The 16,579-nt window shown below is 72.6% G+C and carries 17 protein-coding genes; 7 read left to right on the forward strand and 10 right to left on the reverse strand.

Annotated features, from left to right (window positions below):
* Positions 1-129: 129 nt before the first annotated feature.
* Both ACIQOE_RS32200 and ACIQOE_RS32205 read left to right on the forward strand, forming a co-directional pair.
* On the forward strand, positions 130-801 hold the full coding sequence (locus ACIQOE_RS32200) for a HEAT repeat domain-containing protein (RefSeq protein WP_401415180.1): 672 nt from the start codon (positions 130-132) through the stop codon (positions 799-801).
* 4 nt (positions 802-805) lie between these two features.
* Positions 806-1,813 carry a MerR family transcriptional regulator gene (locus tag ACIQOE_RS32205; RefSeq protein ID WP_401415182.1) on the forward strand — a complete coding sequence of 336 codons (1,008 nt, stop codon included), beginning with the start codon at positions 806-808 and terminating at the stop codon, positions 1,811-1,813.
* Positions 1,814-1,960: 147 nt separating this feature from the next.
* Here the strand turns inward: ACIQOE_RS32205 and ACIQOE_RS32210 are convergent, their stop codons facing one another.
* On the reverse strand, positions 1,961-2,605 hold the full coding sequence (locus tag ACIQOE_RS32210; RefSeq protein WP_365575383.1) for a helix-turn-helix domain-containing protein: 645 nt from the start codon (positions 2,603-2,605) through the stop codon (positions 1,961-1,963).
* Positions 2,606-2,719: 114 nt separating this feature from the next.
* Here ACIQOE_RS32210 and ACIQOE_RS32215 point away from each other — a divergent pair, with 114 nt between their 5' ends.
* Positions 2,720-3,712, forward strand: a complete 993-nt coding sequence (locus tag ACIQOE_RS32215; protein ID WP_401415185.1) for a 4,5-dihydroxyphthalate decarboxylase — start codon at positions 2,720-2,722, stop codon at positions 3,710-3,712.
* A 17-nt stretch (positions 3,713-3,729) separates the two neighbouring features.
* Here ACIQOE_RS32215 and ACIQOE_RS32220 read toward each other — a convergent pair whose 3' ends face one another.
* The 3 genes from ACIQOE_RS32220 to ACIQOE_RS32230 all read right to left on the reverse strand — a co-directional run bounded on the left by ACIQOE_RS32220 (position 3,730) and on the right by ACIQOE_RS32230 (position 7,243).
* Positions 3,730-5,730 carry an ATP-binding protein gene (locus ACIQOE_RS32220; RefSeq protein ID WP_401415187.1) on the reverse strand — a complete coding sequence of 667 codons (2,001 nt, stop codon included), beginning with the start codon at positions 5,728-5,730 and terminating at the stop codon, positions 3,730-3,732.
* A 162-nt stretch (positions 5,731-5,892) separates the two neighbouring features.
* Entirely contained in the window at positions 5,893-6,078 is a 186-nt protein-coding gene (locus ACIQOE_RS32225; RefSeq protein ID WP_351323370.1) for a hypothetical protein, read from the reverse strand.
* Positions 6,079-6,274: 196 nt separating this feature from the next.
* Positions 6,275-7,243 (reverse strand): GlxA family transcriptional regulator, encoded by a 969-nt coding sequence (locus ACIQOE_RS32230; RefSeq protein ID WP_401415189.1) that lies wholly within the window; start codon positions 7,241-7,243, stop codon positions 6,275-6,277.
* 135 nt (positions 7,244-7,378) lie between these two features.
* Between ACIQOE_RS32230 and ACIQOE_RS32235 the strand changes: the two genes are divergently transcribed.
* The 3 genes from ACIQOE_RS32235 to ACIQOE_RS32245 all read left to right on the forward strand — a co-directional run bounded on the left by ACIQOE_RS32235 (position 7,379) and on the right by ACIQOE_RS32245 (position 9,747).
* A complete protein-coding gene (locus ACIQOE_RS32235; protein ID WP_399010497.1) occupies positions 7,379-8,017 on the forward strand; it encodes an HD domain-containing protein in 639 nt (212 codons plus the stop codon).
* Between the two features lie 205 nt (positions 8,018-8,222).
* Positions 8,223-9,275, forward strand: coding sequence for a tRNA (adenosine(37)-N6)-threonylcarbamoyltransferase complex transferase subunit TsaD (tsaD, locus tag ACIQOE_RS32240; RefSeq protein WP_401415191.1), 1,053 nt, complete (start codon positions 8,223-8,225; stop codon positions 9,273-9,275).
* Positions 9,276-9,408: 133 nt separating this feature from the next.
* Entirely contained in the window at positions 9,409-9,747 is a 339-nt protein-coding gene (locus ACIQOE_RS32245) for an antibiotic biosynthesis monooxygenase family protein (protein ID WP_365557149.1), read from the forward strand.
* 239 nt (positions 9,748-9,986) lie between these two features.
* Here the strand turns inward: ACIQOE_RS32245 and ACIQOE_RS32250 are convergent, their stop codons facing one another.
* Positions 9,987-10,739, reverse strand: coding sequence for an MgtC/SapB family protein (locus ACIQOE_RS32250; protein ID WP_351936725.1), 753 nt, complete (start codon positions 10,737-10,739; stop codon positions 9,987-9,989).
* Positions 10,740-11,183: 444 nt separating this feature from the next.
* On the opposite strand from ACIQOE_RS32250, the gene ACIQOE_RS32255 reads away from it, so the two are divergent.
* The gene (locus ACIQOE_RS32255; protein WP_401415193.1) at positions 11,184-13,991 is read left to right on the forward strand and encodes a fascin domain-containing protein; all 2,808 of its coding nucleotides are present in this window, start codon (positions 11,184-11,186) and stop codon (positions 13,989-13,991) included.
* 69 nt (positions 13,992-14,060) lie between these two features.
* Here the strand turns inward: ACIQOE_RS32255 and ACIQOE_RS32260 are convergent, their stop codons facing one another.
* The 5 genes from ACIQOE_RS32260 to ACIQOE_RS32280 all read right to left on the reverse strand — a co-directional run bounded on the left by ACIQOE_RS32260 (position 14,061) and on the right by ACIQOE_RS32280 (position 16,553).
* Complete coding sequence (locus tag ACIQOE_RS32260) at positions 14,061-14,669, reverse strand: alkaline shock response membrane anchor protein AmaP (protein ID WP_351323364.1); 609 nt, start codon at positions 14,667-14,669, stop codon at positions 14,061-14,063.
* A 30-nt stretch (positions 14,670-14,699) separates the two neighbouring features.
* Positions 14,700-15,356 (reverse strand): DUF6286 domain-containing protein, encoded by a 657-nt coding sequence (locus tag ACIQOE_RS32265; protein ID WP_401415196.1) that lies wholly within the window; start codon positions 15,354-15,356, stop codon positions 14,700-14,702.
* Between the two features lie 52 nt (positions 15,357-15,408).
* Complete coding sequence (locus ACIQOE_RS32270) at positions 15,409-15,822, reverse strand: Asp23/Gls24 family envelope stress response protein (RefSeq protein ID WP_362640926.1); 414 nt, start codon at positions 15,820-15,822, stop codon at positions 15,409-15,411.
* Positions 15,819-15,986 carry a hypothetical protein gene (locus ACIQOE_RS32275; RefSeq protein WP_351323361.1) on the reverse strand — a complete coding sequence of 56 codons (168 nt, stop codon included), beginning with the start codon at positions 15,984-15,986 and terminating at the stop codon, positions 15,819-15,821. Before ACIQOE_RS32275 ends, ACIQOE_RS32270 begins: the two co-directional genes overlap by 4 nt.
* Before the next feature lie 81 nt (positions 15,987-16,067).
* Positions 16,068-16,553 (reverse strand): Asp23/Gls24 family envelope stress response protein, encoded by a 486-nt coding sequence (locus tag ACIQOE_RS32280; RefSeq protein ID WP_351323360.1) that lies wholly within the window; start codon positions 16,551-16,553, stop codon positions 16,068-16,070.
* Positions 16,554-16,579: the final 26 nt, after the last annotated feature.

The raw sequence follows: 16,579 nt of genomic DNA on the forward strand, positions 1-16,579 counted from the left end.
ACGAGCGAACTAGGTCTGTGGCTGTCCTAGAGGGCGGTGGAGCGTCGTTCATTCCGCTGCGGGCGCCCGACCCTGTTTGACCTTGACACGGTGGCAAGGCCTTGACTGCTTCGTGAGGAGGTGGTCCCGATGACCATGACGCGTGGGGTTACGGATGCGGAGCGGACGCTCCGGGGGCTGGAGGACGGCCGGTCGTCGGTGCGGCTGCGGGCCGCGCTGGCGGCCGGTACGGCGCCCGGTCCGCACTTCGTCGACAAGCTCGTCGAGCGCTGCGCGGTCGAGCCCGAGTTCTTCGTCCGCGACATGCTGACCTGGGCCCTGGTCCGTCACCCGGTGTCGCTGACGCTCCCCCGGCTGCTCGGCGAAGCCGAGTCGGAGCATGCACAGGCGCGCAGCCAAGCCCTGCACACGCTGTCCAAGATCGGGGACCGGCGGGCGTGGCAGGCGGTCACACCGGCGTTGCTGTCCGACGCCGACGACATGGTGGCGCGGAGCGCCTGGCGGGCCGCGGTCGTGCTCGTACCCGACGACGAGAGGTCCGCCCTGGCCGCGGCCCTGGCGGCACAGCTCGGGCGCGGCGGGCAGGAGACGCAGCTGAGTCTCAGTCAGGCGCTCACCGCGCTCGGTGAGGTGAGCGGGCCCGTCCTGGAGAGCGCGGCGACGGACGGCGACCCGGGCGTGCGGGCGCACGCGCTCGCCACCCAGCGGCTGCTGCGCGACCCGGACGCCGGATTCCGGCAGGCGGTCGAGGAGGCCAAGCGCGTCGTCGCCCTCACCGGGGCGCCAGGGGACGGACGATAGAGCGGTGTTGATCGGTGAGGTGGCGAGGCGGTCCGGGGTCAGTGCGCGCATGCTCCGGCACTACGAATCACTCGGACTGGTGCGGCCCTCGGGCCGTACCGGCTCCGGCTATCGGGAGTACGCGGCGGACGACATCCGGCGGATCTTCCACATCGAGAGCCTGCGGTCGCTGGGGCTGTCGCTGCGTGAGATCGGGCGCGCGCTGGACGATCCGGATTTCGCGCCCTCGGCGCTCGTCGGCGACCTCGTGCGTCAGACGCGGGACCGCATCGCCGCCGAGACCGAACTGCTCACGCGGCTGAGCCGGATCGACGCGGCCGAGCCGGCGGACTGGGAGGACGTCCTCCAGGTCGTGGCGCTGCTCCAGGGGCTGGGGTCGCAGAGCGCCGACGCCCGGCAGCGCGCGGCCCTCGCCTCGGCGCGGGGAGTTCCGGTCCCGGTGGAGGCGCTGGTCGAGGCGGCGCTGAGCGAGACGGACCCGAACGTGGCCGGAGCCCTGCGGTGGGCGCTGGCCCGATCCGACGACGGCGGCGGACCGGCCCTGCTGGCGGAGGGCCTCGGATCGCCGGTGGCGGCCGTGCGCAAGCGAGCCGTCCAGTCCCTCGCCGAGCTGCCCGGCGACGAGGCCGCCGGCCGTCTGCGGGACGCCCTCACGCACCCCGACGTCGTGGTCCGCGGGTACGCGGCCCTGGCGCTCGGCACCCGTGGCGTGGCCGAAGCGGTCCCGACGCTCATCGGCATGATCGCGGCGGGCGGGAACGACACCGAGGCGGCGGACGCCCTGAGCACGCTGGCGAGCGACACCGCGGCGGCCGAACGGATCGCGACCGCGCTCGTCGACCGCCTCACCCACGCCACGACCGAGGCGCCCGCGCGGGGACGGCTGACCCAGGCGCTGGCGGGCATCCCAGGGCAGACGGCGTCACGCGCCCTCGCGGACCTGTCGCACGACGACGACCGCGCCGTCGCACTCACCGCCGCCTACCTCCTCGGACTCCGCGAGGCCCGGTGACCGGCCGTACCTGATGAAGGGCGGCGTCCGCTCCGCCGGGGCGGGGAGGTGTCAGGACAGGTCGAACACGTCGTGGACGTTGCAGTCCGGAACATGTCCGGCGGGTTCGCGCGCGGCGGCGTTCTCCGCGGGCCGGGGAACGACCGCTCACCGCCGCGTCGTGTCCGGCTCCCCCGGGTCCCCGAGGAGTGTGCGGATGTCGTCGTTGAAGCCGGTGGTGTCCGTCAGGTCGAAGGCCACGCGTTGCAGCAGGAAGCCGTGGAGCAGGCCCATCACCACGCGGGCGCCGCGCTCTGGCTCCAGTGCGGGCGCGACGACGCCCGCCTCCTGGCCGCGGCGCAGCGCGCTCGCGATGCTGCCGCGCACGGACTCGAAGCCTTCGAGGGCGTGGGCTCGGGCGGCGTCGTTGCGCAGCAGCTCCGACCAGGTCTGAACGGCGCAGCGCAGCAGTTCCTCGACCGGCACCTCGTGGCCCGCGGCGTCGGTGACGGTGTCGGCGCTCAGCACCTCCAGCGATGCCGTGACCAGGTCGGCGACGGAGACGGCCGAGGTGCCCGCGGCCAACTGCTCGATCGGTCCGAAGACCAGCCGGAACGCGTCTCCCGCGATGGCGAGGATGATCTCGTCCTTGCCCGCGAAGTAGCGGTAGGCGGCGCCGGCCGAGACACCGGCCTCGGCGGCGATGTCCGGCATCGAGGTCTGGTGGAAACCGTCGCGCGAGAAGCAGCGGCGGGCCGCCGCCACGATCTCCGCACGCTTGGTCTCGCGGCGCTCGGGCGTGAGGCGCGGCATGCCGACCCCTCCTTCGTGACGAGGCTACACAGTGAATGAACATTTACCTTGACGGGTTCCACCCGTGACCCTAGCCTAAAAGTGAAAGGTCATTCACGGAAGTGAGGGTCCCGGATGAGTACCGAACTGCGTGTCGCCACCTACCGCTACGAGCACACCGAGGCACTGCTCGACGGCCGCGTCCCGATCGACGGGGCGGATGCCACCTTCGAGACGGCCGGGCTGGTGTCGGACATCTTCCGGCGCACGGTCGAGGGCCGGTACGACGTCGCCGAGTACGGACTGACCTATTTCCTGCGCACGTTCGACCTCGACGACTCCCCGTTCCTCGCACTGCCGGTCTTCCCGAACCGCAACTTCCGGCACTCGTCGGTCTTCGTGAACACCGCGGCGGGGATCAGCGGACCGCGGGATCTCGCGGGCCGGACGATCGGCGAGTTCGCGCTGTTCGGACACGACCCCGGCGTCTGGATCAAGGGCATCTTCTCCGACGAGTACGGTCTGACCCCCGATCAGTCGCGCTGGGTCATCGGCGGCACCGACCGTCCCGTCCCCGCCTTCGACTGGCTCCCGCAGCCCGTGCCGGAAGGAGTGGACGTACGGCACGCGGCGGACGACGAGACCCTGGGCGCGATGCTCGCGGCCGGCGAGATCGACGCGCTCATCTCGGTCGACGTTCCCCGAGCCCTCCTCGACGGCTCCACGAGGATCGCACGGCTCTACCCGGACTACGAGCGCGTCGAGCGCGACTACTACCGGCGCACCGGGATCTTCCCCGCCATGCACGTCGTCGCGGTCCGCCGGGAGCTGGCGACGCGGACAAGCCTGATGACCTCGATCTACCGCGCATTCTGCGAGTCCAAGGAGATCGCCCAGCAGCGTTACCGCCAAGGCGCGTCGAAGCAGCACATGGGGGTGATCACCCCGTGGTTCAGCAGTCACTTCGAGGAGAACAGGGCGCTGCTCGGGGAGGACTGGTGGCCCTACGGTCTCGGCGCGAACCGCAAGGCCCTCGACACGTTCCTGCGTTACCACCATGAACAGGGTCTCTCCAAGCGCCTGTTGACCAGCGAGGACATCATCGTCCCCGCCCTCCTCGACACCTGAGGGCCGTCCACCGCGGCTCAGACCGGACGTTCCACGAACAGGCCTCCGGAATCGCAGATGGTGAAGAGGTGCTGGGCGGGTGACGGGGTGCGGGGCGGCTCGACGGGCAGGCCCTCGCCGCGTGGTGCGGTGCCGAACAGGCCGGTGGCGGTCAGGGCGAAGTCCTCACGCCAGACGGCGGTGCCGCCGGACGGGTCGCAGATGCCGGCGGGGAGCATGACCAGCGCGGTCACGCCGTCACGGTCGGAGGGGCGCAGTTGCATGCGGATCGCCTGCCGGGCCGCGCGCCGGACGGCCACCGCCAGCCCGAGCCGGAGGCCGTCGACGTCGTCCAGCGTGGGAGGCGCGGCGAGGCGCGCGTTGGCATCGGCGAATCCGTCGGGGGTCATCCCGATGCCCTGGTCCTCGATCTCCAGCAGGACCCGGCCGTCCGGCAGCGCGTGTCCCGTGACCGTGACCGGGGTCTGGGGCGGCGAGAACATCATGGCGTTGTCCAGGAGTTCGGCGAGGACGTGGACGAGGTCGTACACGGCGGTCCTGACCACGGCGAGGGCGGGCACGGAGATCAGCCGGATGCGCTGGTAGTCCTCCACTTCGCCGGCGGCTGCCCGCAGCACGTCGACCAGCCGCAGGTCCTGGGCGTCGTGGGGGCCGGCGTCCGATCCCGCGAAGGTGAGGAGGTTCTCGCAGTGGCGGCGCATCCGGGTGGCCAGGTGGTCCAGGTCGAACAAGGCGGCGAGGCGCCGCGGGTCGTCCTCCGCCGTCTCCATCTCCCCGATCCGGGTCAACTGCCGGTGGAGCAGATACTGCCAGCGGCGGGCGAACGCGCTGAGCACGGCGGTGGACCGCTGCCTCAGGAGGGCCTGGCCGACGGCCAGTTCGACACCGGCGCGGTGGGCGGCCTCCAGTGCTCTGGCCGCCTGTGCGACGTCGTCGTGGCCCTGCAGTCCGATGGTCTGCGTGAAGGCGTCCGCCCGCAGTTCCTGCGGCCGGGCACGGTCCAGCTGCTCGGCCAGTTCCGGGAGGCTGCTCTCGGCCATCCGCACGGCCGCGTCCCTCAACTGCCGCAGCGCGGCCGGACGTCTGAGCACCGTGGTCCTGACCCTGGTGGCCCGGATCCGGGCCTCCTTGAGGAGTTCGTCCGCCTGCGCCCTGGCCTCCTCCAGTCGTCTGGCGGCCTCCTGCCCGGCCTCGCCGCGTACGCGTTCGGCCTCCTCGTGGACGCGTTCGAGGTCCGCGAGCCGGTGCTCGGCCACGTCGACGGCCTTGGCCAGACGCAGGCGTTCCGCACGCGCCCGGCGTTCGAGGTCGGCGCGTTCGGCGGACTCGTTGGCCGCGGCCAGCTCGGCCTCCAGGTCCTGGCAGCGCAGCCGTGCCGCGTCCCGGTCCCGCTCCGCGTCCCGCAGGGAACGCTCCAGGCGGGCCACCTCCTCGCGGAGCCGGACGCACTCCTCCTCCAGTTCCTCCTTGCGGGTCCTGCGCCGCTCGATCTCGGCTCTCGGCGTGTGCGCCTCGTGCGCCTGCGCCGCCTCGATCTGGCGGAGCTGGAACTCCATCGCCTGGAGCTGCCGTACGTGGCCCTCCACGGCACGGTGCAGTTCGCGGGACTCGATCTCCAGCTCCTCCTCCCGCAGCACGGCTTCCTCCAGGCGGTCGCTGGCCATCTGTTCCCGGTAGCGTGCGGGATTGTCCGCGAGCAGCGCGTCACGGTGCAGCCGGTAGATCCGGCCCTGTAGGTCCGCGGGCACCTCCGTGCCGTGCGCCTTGCAGGCCGACTTCATCAGACCGTCGAGGAAGTGCTTCTCCGGAATGCGCTCTCCGCTCAGGTAGCGCGACACCGACGAGACGCTGGTGCGGTAGTACGCGGCGAACTGACGCTGCGACTTGCCCGATCCCTTCAGCAACCGCCTCATGGCCACGGCCAGTTCCCGCACCTCCGGACGGAGCTTCGGCGACAGCGGTTTGAAACCCTCCGCGTCCTCGAAGCCCCAGCCCTCACGGCCGTCCTCCCCGGTCACCCGCTCCCCCGCCCTTCACCTGTGTGCATCCGCGCCCGGAACCGCCTCGGCGCCCCGGTCCGTGCCCGCGCCCGCCCGCCCGCTCCGACGCGGCACCCGCCCGTGGAGGCGGACCTCCCGGCCGGGGCCGTCCGCTTCCCGAACTCACCGGGAGACAAAGGGCTAACGCTCATCGATGACCCGGTCGAAGAAGGCCACGGCGCCCGCGCACGCACCGGTTCCCACCATGACCGCCTCCGCCGGTCCGCCGTGCCGCGACAGCACCGTCAGGACGCCCGCGCCCACGCCGACGAGGGCGCCCAGCAGCAGGACCAGCGCCGCACGCACGGTCAGCAACGACCGGTTCACGCACACCTCCGAATGAACGCCGGCGTCCCATCCGGTGAACGGACGCACGCACCACGACCCTGTACGGACGAGGTCAGTGTGCCCGGCCCGAGGAGTGTTCCCGGCCGGGAACGGGGTGTTCCCGCTCAAGCGGGAACACAAATGTCCCGGAGGCCGCGTACGGGTCCGGCCCGGTCCGGGGAATCGGCCGTCGGAGTCAGCCGGTGCGGCGGGCGGTTCGGAACCGGCGCTGGTAGGCGGCGGGAGCGATGGAGAGTTCCCGGGCGAAGACGCGGCGGAGGGCTTCGTAGCTGGGGAACCCGGCCAGGGACGCCGCCCTGGTCGCCGTGTGCCCCTGGTCGAGCAGGGCCTTGGCGATGTCGAAGCGGATCGACTCGACGTACCGGGCCGGTGTGGTGGACAGCTCCTCCCGGAACAGGCGCGTGAGATGGCGCGGGCTGAGGTGGAGATGTGCGGCGAGTTCGGCGGGCGAGTGACCGCCGGCGGGATCCGCCGTCACCAGGTCGGTGATCGTCCGCAGGGCCGGGGACCGGGGCGGCGGGCCCTGAAGCGGCGCGGAGAACTGCGACTGGCCGCCGGCGCGTTGCAGGTGGACGACGAGGGCGCGGGCGACGTCCCGGCTGACGTCGGCACCGTGGTCCTCCTCGACGAGGGCCAGCGCCAGGTCGATTCCGGCGGTGACGCCCGCGGAGGTGTAGGTGGCGCCGTCACGCACGTAGATGGCGTCGGGTTCGACACGGACGTCCGGGTGGCGCTCGGCGAGTTCGCGCGTGATCTTCCAGTGGGTGGTCGCGCGCTTGCCGTCCAGGAGGCCCGCGGCTCCCAGCACGAAGGCTCCCGAGCAGACGGAGGCCACCCGTCCGGCGCCGGCCGCGAGCTCCCTGGTCGCGTCGGCCAGCTCGCGGGTGACGGGCGCCCGCGGGTAGACGGCTCCGCCCGGCAGCACGAAGGTGTCGGGGGCCGGTTCGCAGGCGGGAACGCCGTCCACGGCGATCTTGATGCCGGTCGAGGAGGTGACGGCGGCGCCGGAGGCCGACAGGACGGCGATCCGGTAGTCGGCGCCCAGCCGGTTCGCCTCGCCGAACACCTCCGCGGGGCCGGCGACGTCCAGCAGCGCGACCCCGTCGTAGACGAGGATCGCGACCCGATGCGGTGCGGAGCTCACAGTCCGGTTCCCCAGGTGTCCGAATCCGAGTGGTTCATGGCCGTGCCCAGGTGGCGGCGGAAGCCGGGCGATCGGCACCGTGGAGACGAGGCGAACAGCCCGCTCCGCACGATCCCACCGAAAGCACGGAACACCATGAACGACATCATCGCAGCAGTGGAGATTCCCGATACGGCGGCTGTGACGGAGGCCACCGCATTCCTCCGGGAAACGGCCGGCCCGCTGATCTTCCACCACTCCCGGCGGGTATTCCTGTTCGGTGTTCTGCAGGCCCGCGCGCTCGGTCTGCGGCCCGATCCGGAGCTGCTCTACCTTTCCGCGATGTTCCACGACACGGGCCTTTCGACACCGTTCTCCGAAGTGGAACAGCGCTTCGAGCTGGACGGCGCGGACCATGCGCACAAGTTCCTGCTCGACCGCGGTTTCTCCGAGGAGGCCGCGCAGGTCGTCTGGACGGCGATCGCGCTGCACACGACCCCCGGCATCCCCGGCCGCATGGGCCCGGAGGCGGCTGCCACGAACTACGGCGTTCTCACCGACGCGGTCGGCTGGGGGCTGGACCGGCTGGATCCCGACCGGGTGGCGGAAATCGTCGACGCCCATCCGCGCGGGCAATTCAAGGAGGGATTCCTTCAGGCGTTCGTGGACGGACTCAAGAACCGCCCCGACACGACGTACGGGACCGTCAACGCGGACGTCCTGGAACATTTCATTCCGGGTTTCCGGCGCACGACGATGGTCGAACGCGTACTGGACGCGCCCTGGCCGAATTGAGAGCGGGAACCGAATCCACGCAAACGCGTCGACGGGGCGTTCGACCCGGGTTCCTGGTCCGCGCCGGATCGGTTCCGTGTCACGGTACGGCCGCCGGAGCGCACCGCCGCCGGGCGACGGCCACCACACCCTGGCCGGGTACGCATCACCATCCCCCTTACTGCACACTACTCGCAATAACTTTCCAAGTGCAGGAGGAGTGGGGATGGACTCTCCGGTCGTGCTGGGCATCGAGTCGTCCTGCGACGAGACGGGCGCGGGGCTGGTCAGGGACGGGCGACTGCTGGGCCACGCCGTGGCGTCGAGCATGGACGAGCACGCCCGGTACGGCGGCGTGGTGCCGGAGATCGCGTCACGGGCGCACCTGCACGCGCTGCGCCCCGTGATCCGGCAGGCCCTGGACCAGGCCGGGCTGGGGCTGTCGGACATCGGCGCCGTCGCCGTCACCACGGGTCCGGGCCTGTCCGGCGCCCTCCAGGTGGGACTGGCCGGAGCCAAGGGCATCGCGTACGCGCTGGGGGTGCCGCTGTACGGCGTCCACCACCTGGCCGGCCACGTCGCCGCCGACACCCTGGAGCACGGTCCGCTGCCCGATCCGTGCGTGGTGCTGATCGTCTCCGGCGGCCACACCTCGCTGCTGCTCGTGCGCGACCTGGCCCGCGACCCGATCCTTCATCTGGGCGACACGATCGACGACGCGGCCGGGGAGTGCTTCGACAAGGTCGCACGGGCCTTCGGACTGCCGTATCCCGGCGGGCCGGCCATCGACCGGGCGGCCCGCGAGGGGGATCCGCGCGCCGTCGCCTTCCCGCGCCCGCTGCCCGGGTCGTACGACTTCTCCTTCTCGGGGCTGAAGACGGCGGCGGCCCGCTGGGCGGAAGGACACGCGGGCCGCGCGCTGCCGGTGGCGGACGGCGCGGCCTCGCTCCAGGAGGCCGTGGCGGACGTCCTGACCCGCAAGGCCGTGGCGGCCTGCCGCGCGTACGGGGTCGGCACGCTGGTGGTGGTCGGCGGGGTCGCCGCCAACTCACGGGTGCGCTCGCTGGCCGAGGAACGCTGCCGCGCCGCCGGGATCACGCTGCGCGTGCCGCCCCTCAGGCTGTGCACGGACAACGGCGCGATGATCGCGGCCGTCGGCGACCTCCTCGTACGCGCAGGCGCCCAACCCGCCCCGCTGGACGTGTCGATCGACCCCTCCGCACCCCTGGAGTACGCGGCGCTCCACCCGGTCGCGGCGGTCCGGGCGGTGGCGGCCTGAGGACCATCCGGACACCTCCGCCGAGGCTGGACGCGGGCCACCCGCCCCTCCCCCGCCGGAGGTCCGCATCCGATCGGGGGAATGTGGTCCGGCCGATGGCACACCCGAGTTGGGTAAGGGGAGATGAAGAACTATGACCGTTACCGCACAGATCGACAGCACGCGTCCCGTGGCGACGCTGATCAACGTCTTCACCGTCTCGCCCACGCGCCAGTCCGAACTCCTCGAACTGCTCTCCCGGGCCACGGAAGAGACCATGAAACACCAGCCGGGCTTCATCTGCGCCAACTTCCACGCCTCCCAGGACGGCGAACGCGTCATCAACTACGCCCAGTGGGAGTCCGAGGAGCACTACCGCGCGATGCTCGCCAACCCCGCCGCCCGCGTCCACATGGACGAGGCCGCGACCATCGCGACCGACGTGCAGCCACGGCTGTTCCACGTGCTGTCGACCCACGGCGAAGGATCCTGATGACCGGACGGCACGTGGAGTGAGGCGCGGCGAGCCTCCGGGAGCCGTCGCACCGGCGGGGCGGTGCGGCGGCCTCCGGTCGAGGCGCCGGACCTCGCGCGATGGCCTGCTCGGGGACGAGGACGGCGAGCCACTCCGCCCGCGGGCACACCCGCCTGACCTGGCACAATGCCGTGAGCGAACCACCGTGCCCGACCGGCCGGTCGTCCGGTCCGGTCCGTTCCGTACGTGGGCTCGGCTCAGTACGTGTCCTCGGCCTCCGGCCCCCACAGGCCGAGGATTCCGTCGAGTTCGGCCAGGTCCGCCAGGAGGCGGTGGACGTCGCCGGTGCCCTCGATGGAGAGGTACACCTGGGTGCTGCCGGCGCCGGGTGCGGATGCCGCGCCGTCGTCGGGAGGCGACCGGTCGACGCGCACGCTGAGCACACGGAAGCCCTCCGCCGTGCAGCGTTCCAGGACCCGGGAGAGGACCTGGCGGCCCAGCAGGTAGGACAGGTGCAGGTCGGTCGCCTCGGGGGTCGAGATGGCCGGGACGCGGCGGGTGAGCAGCGGGTAGCCGCGCACGATGAGGAAGTAGGCCGCGGTCGCCACCAGGGCCAGCAGCCACAGACCGCCGCCGCACGCCATCCCGACCGCCGCGGTCAGCCAGACCGTCGCGGCCGTGGTCAGCCCGCGCACGATGTCCCGCCGTACGAAGATCAGGCCGCCTCCGATGAAACCGATGCCGGAGACGATCTGCGCCGCCACCCGGGACGGGTCAAGGACGACGTGCGGCAGGTCGAGCACGTTGTCGAAGCCGTGCTGGGAGACCTCCATGAACAGGGCCGCGCCCAGCCCCACCAGCGCGTGCGTGCGCAGACCCGCGCTCTTCTGCTGGACCGCGCGCTCCAGGCCGATCACCGTCGACAGCACCAGGGCCAGGGCCAGCTCGGTGAACTGGCGCAGGCCCTGGCCCGTGCTCGGGTTCCACAGCAGTGACGCACTCAGGTGCACGGTGCCCTCCGTCGACGTTCCCTCGGGCGGGCCCGGGGCCTGCCCGCCGAGGACCGCACCGGTGCCGGCCCCGGCACGGCACCCCTACCCGAAGACGAGACGTCGACCCACCTTCCCGGCGCCGCTGCCACACGGGGAGCGGACAAGAAGGTGCGGCCGCCCGGCGCGCCCGCCTCGTGCGCGGGCGCCGCCAGCCTCGCCGAGGAGCCGCCGACCCGGTGCTGACGACATGACGCCGACCTGCCGATCGCCGCATACATCCGATGTATCTGCGGCGAATGTCTTGACACGCTCTCTCCCTGGCACCCACTGTGTGCTTCGCCCTGCCCGTGCACTGCTTTCCGCGTCCACCCGCACGCGCCGCATTCGCGCATCCGAGGAGCGATCATGCTGCAACGGCACCACGCGTCTCGACGTCCCAGAGTCATCCGATCATTAGCTGGAGTGGCGGCCGCGGTGCTCGCGGCCGGTCTCCTCGTCCCCGCTGCCGCGCGGCCCGCCGCGGCCGCCACGGTGACCACGGCCTGGCAGAACGGCAGCTTCCACGTGGACACACCGAACGTCGTCCGCCGCTCCGACATCGTGCTCGGCAGACCGAACCAGGCCGGCGCGCAGTCGCTGCCCCTGGGCAACGGTTCGCTCGGCTCCGCGGTGTGGGCGGCGAACGGATTCACCGCCCAGCTCAACCGCTCCGACACCCTGCCGGGCCGCAAGTCTCCCGGGCAGGTGACGATTCCCGGGCTGTCGAAGCTGACCGGCGCCTCGGACTTCAAGGGCTACCTGGACCTGTACACCGGGGTGCTGAACGAGTCCGGCGGCGGCATGACGCTCAAGGCGTGGGTGTCGGCCACCAAGGACGAACTGATCGTGGACGTCACCGGCGCCGATCCCGGCACCGCGCAGTCCGCGACGGTCGGCCTGTGGTCGGGACGCAGCCCGCAGGCGGCGGCCTCCGGGGCGATCGGCACGCTGGCCGAGACCTGGGTGGACAACCAGGAAGCCGGCAGTTCCGGGCGGACCTTCGGTTCGCTGGCCGCGCTGAGCGCGGGCGGCCGCAACGTCTCGGCGCAGGTCGTCAACGGGACGCAGGTGAAGGTGAACTTCACACCGAACGCCGACGGATCCTTCCGCGTCATCGCGGGCGCACCGACCTGGACCGGTGGCAACGCCGGCAGCACCGCCTCCGCGCTGCTCGGTTCGGACGCGGGCGCCGCCGAGTCCTCGCTGCTCTCCACCCAGCAGTCCTGGTGGGCGAACTACTGGGCCAACAGCGGGCTGCTGGAGGCGAACTCCTCCGACGGCCAGGCGCAGTACATGGAGTCGCTGCGCACGATCTACCTGTTCATGGAGGCCGCGTCCATGCGGGGCACCGTCCCCGGCAGCCAGGCCGGGGTCGCCGACATGTTCAACTTCGGCCAGGACCACCAGAACTGGACGCCGTCGGCGACCTGGCTGTGGAATCTGCGGACCCAGATCTCCGCGAACATGAGCAGCGGCAACTTCGCGCTCAACATCCCGATCTTCAATCTCTACCAGAACAACCTCACCGCCATCGAGGCCTGGACGAAGCAGCAGATGGGCGGTCTGCCGGGCGCCTGCGTCCCGGAGGTCATGCGCTTCAACGGCAACGGCGGCGACCCGTCGGCGGGTGCCAACGCGGCGTGCAGCCAGCCCGGCAGCCCCAACTGGAACGCCCTCAACGTCACCTCGGGCGCGGAGATCAGCCTCTACGTCTGGCAGCAGTACCAGGACACCGGCGACCTGAACTTCCTGCGCACGTACTACCCGCTGATGCGGGACTCGGCGACGTTCCTGCTGGCCTACCAGAAGGTGGGATCCGACGGAAAGCTGCACGCGGTCGCGAACGCGCACGAGACGCAGTGGGCGGTGCAGGACCCGACGACCGACCTGGCCGCCGACGCCGCGCTGTTCCCCGCCGTGGTCAGCGCCGCGAAACTGCTCGGCACCGACACCTCCCTCCAGTCGCAACTGACCACCGCCATCGGCCAGATACCCCCGTGGGCGCGCACCGACTTCGGCCACACCCAGGTGCTGCCGCCGTCGGCCGACTCCTCGGGCAACGACGTCATCGCCTGGTCCTACCAGCCGACCGCGACGATCAGGAACGGCGAGAACATCGACCTGGAGCCGGTGTGGCCGTACAACCTGGTCACGGACGATCCCGGCGCGCTCCACGACCTCGCGGTGCGCACCTACAACCACCGGGTGTTCTACGGGGCGGGCAACGACTGGAACATGGACGCGATCCAGGCCGCCCGCCTCGGACTGGCCGGTGAGGTCGCCTCCCGGCTGGTCGCCATCACCCAGGCCCATCAGGTGTACATCAACGGCCTGGCCGACCTGGGCAGTTCCGTGGGGACCGAGGGTTACATCGAGCAGGCCTCCGGAGTGGCCACCGCCCTGGACGAGGCGCTCGTACAGGACTACGACGGCACGCTCAGGGTCGCCCCGGCGTGGCCGGCCGGCTGGGACGTCAGCGGCACGGTCGCGGTGCAGGGCAACACCAGGGTGAGCGTGCAGGTGCAGGGCGGCAGCCCGGTCACCGTGGCCATCCAGGCCGGTTCGTCGCAGACCATGAAGGTCCGCAACCCCTGGCCCGGCAAGGCGGTTCAGGTCGTCAACGGCTCCAGCAACGCGGTGGTCGTCTCCTCCACCACCGCCGGCACCTTCAACGTGCCGGTCGTATCCGGCCAGTCCTACCTGGTCGAGCAGGTCACGGCCCCCACCACGGCGCTGCCCTACGCACAGGTCTCCGGTTCCCCGGCGACCGCCGCCAAGCACCTGGGCACCGTGCAGATCGGCATCGACGGCAGCGGCGGCGGCACGCCCGGCAACGGCACCGTCGTGTCCCTCAAGGCGCACGCCAACGGCGACTACGTCACCGCCGACAACGCGGGCGCCGCCCCGCTCATCGCCAACCGCACCGCCATCGGCCCCTGGGAGCAGTTCGACCTGATCGACCAGGGCAACGGCACCGTCGCGCTCCGCGCGCACGCCAACAACAAGTACGTCACCGCCGACAACGCGGGCGCCGATCCGCTGCTGGCCAAGGTGGACGCGGTCGGCACCTGGGAGCAGTTCCAGCTCGTCCACAACGGCGACGGCAGCGTCTCCCTCAAGTCCGTGGTCAACGGCGACTATGTCACCGCGGAGAACGCGGGCGCCGCCCCGCTCATCGCCAACCGCACCGCCATCGGCCCGTGGGAGGAGTTCGACCTGATCGGCGGCTGACCGCCCGGCCCGGCCACCGGCGTCACGACCTCCGCGGCGGGGCGCGACGCCGGTGGCCGGGCCGTCTGCTCACTCCACGCGGTGCGGTCTGTGGCCGGTGACCCGCAGCCGGACCTCGGTGGGCAGCCGGGCGGAGCCGGTGGAGCGGCGCGCGGTGCGCAGCGGGCCCTCGCACAGGGCGTCGAGGACGGTGCGGGGCTCCGCCCGGGAGGTGAGGGTGAGGCCGACGCGGGTGTGCGGCCGGGCCGGACGGCCGGTGATGCGTACGGCCGAACGCGCGACGCCGGGCAGGGCGCCGGCCTCGGCGGCGATCGCGTCGCTGAGCGCGCGGTCGCGCAGTTCGACGCCGTCCTGCGCGGGAGTGCCGCCGACGGGCAGGGTTCCGGGTCGGCGCGCGCGCAGCTGGGCGAGCAGCCACCACAGGGCGAGCAGGAAGACCAGGGCGAGGGCCGCGATGACCGCGGGCCACCACCACCAGCCCTGGCTGCTCCAGCGGTCCCGGTCGGCGGAGCCGAGCAGGACGTCGCCCGGGACGGTCAGCGGCCAGCCGGCGGGCGGCACCAGGTCGTGGCGCCGGTAGAGGTCGAGCCCGGCGAAGAGGATCAGCAGGCCGCCGCCGAGCAGGATCAGGCCCGCGAGGGCCAGCAGGACTCGGTTGACCACGGGTTGCGGCGTCATGGTGCGCGCTCCGGTGCTGCTGGGTGTCGGTCAGTGGGTGCTTCGCCGTACGCGTACGGCGATGCGGGGCGGGTGGGCGAGGGCGAGCCGGTCGCGTTCGTCGTCGAGGACGGCGGTGAGGTCGTCCTTCACCCGCCCGGGGTCGCGGAAGCGGACGTACGCGCGTGCCGTGACGCGGTGCCGGCCCATCCGGACGCGCGCGTCGCCGACCCCGGGCACCCGCAGGCCGGCGTCCCGCATCAGACCGGCCGCGCCGTCGCGGTCCAGGACGGCCCGCAGGCCGGGCAGCGGGGAGCGCAGGGGCAGCCAGTTCCGCAGGCCGGGCGTGAGGGCCAGCACGATCAGCCAGAGACCGGCGACGGCCGCCACGGCGGCTCCGGTGAGCATCCACACGTCGTCCACGGGGCGGGTCGCCAGCGCGTCGGCGAGTTGCCGTCGCCAGGCCGCCGCGGGACGTCCCGCCCGTACGGCGATGACGTCGACCAGGGCCGCGCCCGACGCCACGAGAACGAGCGCCGCGACCAGCGTCGCGGGCAGACGGCGCGCGGACCACGGCCGGTGGCTCCGGCGTCCTTCGGCGGGCCCGTCGTCCGTCGCTCGCGTGGCGGGCGGGGCTTGCTCCGCCGTGGGCTCCTCGGCCTCCGGAACCGGGACGGGCTCGGCGGGCGGGTCGGGGTCGGGTGTCATGGCGGTCCTCCTCCTCGCGTGGTGGGGCGGGCGGCACCGGGTGCGGGGCGGTTCACCGGACCCGTCCCCGCCCCGCACCGGCGGCGGTCACCAGCCGCCGGACGGTGAGCGTGACCTCCGTGACCTCCAGGCCGGTCAGCTGGGCGACCCGCCCGGAGACGTCCTGCCGGATCCGCGCGCAGGCCGCGGGGATGTCGGTGGGATAGGGCAGGTCCATGGCCAGGTGCAGGCGCACGGTGCCGGTGCGGGTCACCGCGGTGGCGTCGGGCGCCGCCGGTCCGTCCCGGTCGGGCGGTACGGCCGCGCGCCGGGACTGGGCGGTCCGGGCGGCCTGGACGGCGATGCGGGCGACCACCCGGTCGGGGATGACGGTCGCGCCCCGCTCGGCCGGGGGCGGCAGGCCGAGGTCCCGCGCCGGCGGCCCGGTCCCGCCGCCGGTACGCGGGGCACCGGGCCGTGCGTTCACCGCTGCCTCCGCGTACGCAGGTCGAGGTCGCCCTGCACGGCGAGGCCGACGATCAGCCCCACCGCTCCGAGGACGAGAACGAGCAGGAACGCCCAGAAGCCGCCGAAGTACGCGGCGAAGCCGAGGGCCATCCCGGCCGCGAGGCCCGTCATCGCTGTGTTCATCTTGCACTCACCCGTCCTGTGGGCGTCCGTCCCGCCGTGCGCACCCGCTCGTGCCCGGGTGTCCGACGGCGGTCACGGCGCTCACCGCACCCGGCCCTCGTCCGGTTCGGTCTGCCCCTCGTCGTCGTCGGGGAGGTGGACGTCGTCGACCACGACGTTCACCTCGACGACCTCAAGCCCCGTCATCCGCTCCACGGCGCTGATCACGTTGGTCCGCACGCCGCCGGCGACGTCCACGATGGAGACGCCGTACTCGACGACGACGTCGAGGTCCACGGCGGCCTGCCGCTCGCCGACCTCGACCTTCACGCCGCGTGTGACGCCTCCCCCGCCGCCCGGGACGCGTTCCCGCATCGCCCCGAGGGCGCGGGCCATCCCGGCTCCCAGGTTGTAGATGCCCGGTACCTCGCGGGCGGCCATGCCCGCGATCTTCGCCACCACGCCGTCCGCGATGGTGGTCCTGCCCCGCGTCTCGGCCGGAGCCCCGGCGCCGGTGCGGCCCTTGAGCGCACTCACGCCCGCGTCCGCCCGGCCGCCTCCGCTCACGCTGGTGATGTTGTCCGTCATGGCGGTCGCCTCGATCGGTCGGTGGG

Source organism: Streptomyces sp. NPDC091282, assembly GCF_044757385.1.
Taxonomy (GTDB): domain Bacteria; phylum Actinomycetota; class Actinomycetes; order Streptomycetales; family Streptomycetaceae; genus Streptomyces; species Streptomyces gramineus.

What these genes read in the sequence shown, in the direction of transcription:
- ACIQOE_RS32265 (WP_401415196.1), bottom strand. Translation starts at nt 15,356, where the DNA reads ATGACACCCGACCCCGACCCGCCCGCCGAGCCCGTCCCGGTTCCGGAG.
- ACIQOE_RS32280 (WP_351323360.1), bottom strand. Translation starts at nt 16,553, where the DNA reads ATGACGGACAACATCACCAGCGTGAGCGGAGGCGGCCGGGCGGACGCG.
- ACIQOE_RS32215 (WP_401415185.1), top strand. Translation starts at nt 2,720, where the DNA reads ATGAGTACCGAACTGCGTGTCGCCACCTACCGCTACGAGCACACCGAG.
- tsaD (WP_401415191.1), top strand. Translation starts at nt 8,223, where the DNA reads ATGGACTCTCCGGTCGTGCTGGGCATCGAGTCGTCCTGCGACGAGACG.
- ACIQOE_RS32200 (WP_401415180.1), top strand. Translation starts at nt 130, where the DNA reads ATGACCATGACGCGTGGGGTTACGGATGCGGAGCGGACGCTCCGGGGG.
- ACIQOE_RS32235 (WP_399010497.1), top strand. Translation starts at nt 7,379, where the DNA reads ATGAACGACATCATCGCAGCAGTGGAGATTCCCGATACGGCGGCTGTG.
- ACIQOE_RS32210 (WP_365575383.1), bottom strand. Translation starts at nt 2,605, where the DNA reads ATGCCGCGCCTCACGCCCGAGCGCCGCGAGACCAAGCGTGCGGAGATC.
- ACIQOE_RS32275 (WP_351323361.1), bottom strand. Translation starts at nt 15,986, where the DNA reads ATGAACACAGCGATGACGGGCCTCGCGGCCGGGATGGCCCTCGGCTTC.
- ACIQOE_RS32260 (WP_351323364.1), bottom strand. Translation starts at nt 14,669, where the DNA reads ATGACGCCGCAACCCGTGGTCAACCGAGTCCTGCTGGCCCTCGCGGGC.
- ACIQOE_RS32245 (WP_365557149.1), top strand. Translation starts at nt 9,409, where the DNA reads ATGACCGTTACCGCACAGATCGACAGCACGCGTCCCGTGGCGACGCTG.